At 63.3% G+C, this 3,169-nt stretch carries 3 protein-coding genes; 1 reads left to right on the plus strand and 2 read right to left on the minus strand.

Translation table 11 applies throughout. The annotated features are described in order from the left end of the window. Window positions 1-95 precede the first annotated feature (95 nt). Together OC610_RS24065 and OC610_RS24070 are read right to left on the minus strand one after the other, a co-directional pair. Window positions 96-833: an OmpA family protein gene (locus OC610_RS24065; protein WP_264431416.1), complete on the minus strand. Its 738-nt coding sequence runs from the start codon at window positions 831-833 to the stop codon at window positions 96-98. 153 nt (window positions 834-986) lie between these two features. Further along, window positions 987-2,162 carry an aspartate aminotransferase family protein gene (locus OC610_RS24070; protein WP_264431419.1) on the minus strand — a complete coding sequence of 392 codons (1,176 nt, stop codon included), beginning with the start codon at window positions 2,160-2,162 and terminating at the stop codon, window positions 987-989. Between the two features lie 98 nt (window positions 2,163-2,260). On the opposite strand from OC610_RS24070, the gene OC610_RS24075 reads away from it, so the two are divergent. After that, the gene (locus OC610_RS24075; RefSeq protein WP_264431420.1) at window positions 2,261-3,166 is read left to right on the plus strand and encodes a LysR family transcriptional regulator; all 906 of its coding nucleotides are present in this window, start codon (window positions 2,261-2,263) and stop codon (window positions 3,164-3,166) included. The last annotated feature ends 3 nt before the right edge of the window (window positions 3,167-3,169 follow it).

A 3,169-nucleotide genomic window follows, 5' to 3' on the forward strand; every position in this document is an offset into this window, starting at 1 on the left:
GCGAGAGCAAGCTCCCTCGCCACAAAGGCTGATCTTACAGGCATGAAAAAGGGAGCCATGTTCCATGGCTCCCTTTTTCATTTACCGCCCAGCGATCAAGGATACTGCTGGTAAGTCTGGCCCTGCTGCTGCGCCGGCGCCTGGTACTGCTGCCCCGGAATGGCCTTGAGATTGACCTCGACCCGACGATTCTGCGCACGGCCATTGACGTCGGCGTTGCTCGCCACCGGATTGTCCGGGCCGGCGCCACGTGCCGAGAGGTTGGCACCGCTCACGCCCTGGGACGTCAGGTAGGTCGCCACGCTCTGGGCACGGCGCTGGGACAGGTCCATGTTGTGCTGGCGGCTGCCGGTGCTGTCGGTGTAGCCGACGATTTCGATCTGGTTCTGGTTGAACTCCTTGAGGGAGTTGGCCAGGTTGTTCAGCGGCTGGTAGAAGCTGGACGCGATGTTCGCCGAGTCGGTGGCGAAGGTGATGTTGCCCGGCATGATCAGCTTGATCTGATCGCCCTGGCGCTGCACTTCAACACCGGTATTGGCCATGCTCGCACGCAGTTTCTTTTCCTGCTGGTCGGCGTAGTAACCGTAGCCGGCCGCCGAGGCGCCCACCACTGCGGCGCCGATCAACGCGCCCTTGCCGCGGTTATCGTGACCGATAGCCGCACCGGCCAGCGCCCCCGCCAATGCACCGAGGCCGCCGTACTTGGCGGTTTTGCTCATACCCGAAGATTCGGTAGAGGCCTGGCCCTGGTTGTCATAGGGGTTGGGCGACGCACAGCCGGACAACAGGGCCACGGCAGTAGCGACAACGATCAAGCGACGCGAGGTGAACATGGAGATGCTCCTGGGATTTTCAGTCTGGTTGCCAAAGTGTAGGCAATCGACTCTGGCTGGCGTTGGAACGCGACAATCGTTAAAAATTCCGTCCCGCTGCGCCGCGCTTCGCCCTGACTGGAAAACACCGCTCGTCGCCCGATCGAAGACGTTTCACGCCTGCGCCAAACTACGACTCACGCCCCTGGCGATCATCTCCACTTCCCGCCCGTCAATCGTCAGCGGCGGCAACAGCCGGATGGTCTTGCCCCGGGTCACGTTGATCAACAAGCCATGGTCCCGGGCAGCGCAAAGGGCCAGGTCGCGCACCGGTTGCTTGAGCTCGATGCCGATCATCAACCCTTGGCCGCGAATCTGGAGCACGTTCGGGTTATCCACCAACCCAGCCCGCAACCGGCTGAGCAATTGCTCGCCTTGGCGCCTGGCGTTTTCCACCAGGCCTTGCTCCTCGATGATGTCCAGCACCGTGCAGCCGACGCGACAGGCCAGCGGATTGCCGCCAAACGTACTGCCATGGCTGCCGGGGGTGAACAGCTCGGCGGCCTTGCCCCGGGCCAGGCAGGCACCGATGGGCACACCATTGCCCAAGCCTTTGGCGAGGGTCATGACGTCCGGCACGATGCCCTCGTGCTGGAACGCGAACCACTGGCCGGTGCGGCCGATACCGGTCTGGATCTCGTCCAGCATCAACAACCAGGCACGCCGGCTGCACAGGTCCCGCAGCGCCCGCAGGTAACCCGGCGGCGCGAGCTGCACGCCACTTTCCCCTTGGATCGGCTCCACCAGAATCGCGACGATACGCTCGCCATGGGCCTGCTGGATTTTTTCCAGCGCCGCGAGGTCGCCAAACGGCACCTTGATAAAGTCCCCCGGCAACCGATTGAACCCCAGCCGCACCGATGGGCCGTCGCTGGCAGACATGGTGCCCAGCGTGCGCCCATGGAAAGCATTGTCCATGACCACGACCAGCGGCTGCTCGACGCCTTTGTGCCAGCCATGCAGACGCGCCAGTTTCAACGCGGTTTCGTTGGCCTCGGCTCCGGAGTTGTTGAAAAACGCCCGGTCCATTCCCGAAAGCTGCGTGAGTTTGCCGGCCAACCGTTGCTGCCAGTCGATGCTGTACAGGTTGGAGGTGTGCAGCAACAGGCCGGCCTGTTCACTGATGGCCGCCACCAGCCGGGGATGGGAATGCCCGACGTTGGTGACCGCCACGCCCGCCACCGCGTCGAGGTACTCGCGACCGTCCTGGTCCCAAAGGCGCGTACCCAACCCATGGGTGAAATTCAGCGGCAGGGGTTGGTAGGTGGTCATCAGGCAGGCGGCGGTCATGACATCGAGCTCCATTGGATGGTTTTTTCCAGTATGGTTAGCCACCCTCAATGGATAAACATCGCCTTACTTCAATCATTTAAAAGCCGAGCTTGATAATGGACCTGTTCCAGGCAATGACCGTTTACGTGAAAGTCGTGGAAGCCGGCAGCCTGACGGCGGCGGCCCAGGCGTGCGAGATGTCCACCACCATGGTGGGCAATCACCTTCGCGCGTTGGAGCAGCGCCTCGGCGTGCGCCTGATCAACCGGACGACGCGGCGCCAGCGCCTGACCGAGTTCGGCGCGACCTACTATCAACGCTGCCTGGAAGTCATCGGGCTGGTCGCCGACTCCGAGCGCCTGGCGGAGCAGACCCAGGGCGACCCCACCGGCACCTTGCGCATCACCGCGCCGCTGACCTTCGGCACGGAGCTCCTGGCGCCAGCCCTGGCCGAATTCAGCCAGCGCTACCCACAGGTCAAGCTCGACGTGGTCTTGACCAACCAGCGACTCGACCTGCTCGACCACGGTTTCGACGTCGCCGTCCGCCTGGGCCCTGTCGATCCCAAGCTGATCGCCCGCCCCCTGGTGGACTACACCTTGACCATCTGCGCGTCCCCGGCTTACCTGGCACGGCGAGGCACGCCACGACAACCCGATGACCTGCAACAGCACGACTGCCTGTCGTTTGCCTATTCTGCCGCTGACGAATGGCGCTTCGCCCAGGACCTCTGGCCTATCAACGGGCCAGAAGGCGAAATCAAAGTGCCGGTGACCGGGCCGATGCTGATCAACAGCTCCTCGGGCCTGCATCGCGCCGCCCTGGCCGGCATGGGTGTGGTGATGCTGCCGGACGCGCTGGTGGCGCAGGATCTGAAGGACGGGCACTTGGTGGCGCTGCTGCCGGACTATCAGTTGCCCCATCGGCCAATGAGCCTGGCGTACGCCCAGGATCGCTATCGTTTGCCGAAGCTGCGCAGTTTTGTCGAGTTTGCGCTGGAGAAGTGGGGCAAATCTCAATAATGC

Origin of the sequence: Pseudomonas agronomica (genome assembly GCF_025917275.1) — a bacterium.
GTDB classification, from domain to species: Bacteria; Pseudomonadota; Gammaproteobacteria; order Pseudomonadales; family Pseudomonadaceae; genus Aquipseudomonas; species Aquipseudomonas agronomica.

What these genes read in the sequence shown, in the direction of transcription:
- OC610_RS24075 (WP_264431420.1), top strand. Translation starts at nt 2,261, where the DNA reads ATGGACCTGTTCCAGGCAATGACCGTTTACGTGAAAGTCGTGGAAGCC.
- OC610_RS24065 (WP_264431416.1), bottom strand. Translation starts at nt 833, where the DNA reads ATGTTCACCTCGCGTCGCTTGATCGTTGTCGCTACTGCCGTGGCCCTG.
- OC610_RS24070 (WP_264431419.1), bottom strand. Translation starts at nt 2,162, where the DNA reads ATGACCGCCGCCTGCCTGATGACCACCTACCAACCCCTGCCGCTGAAT.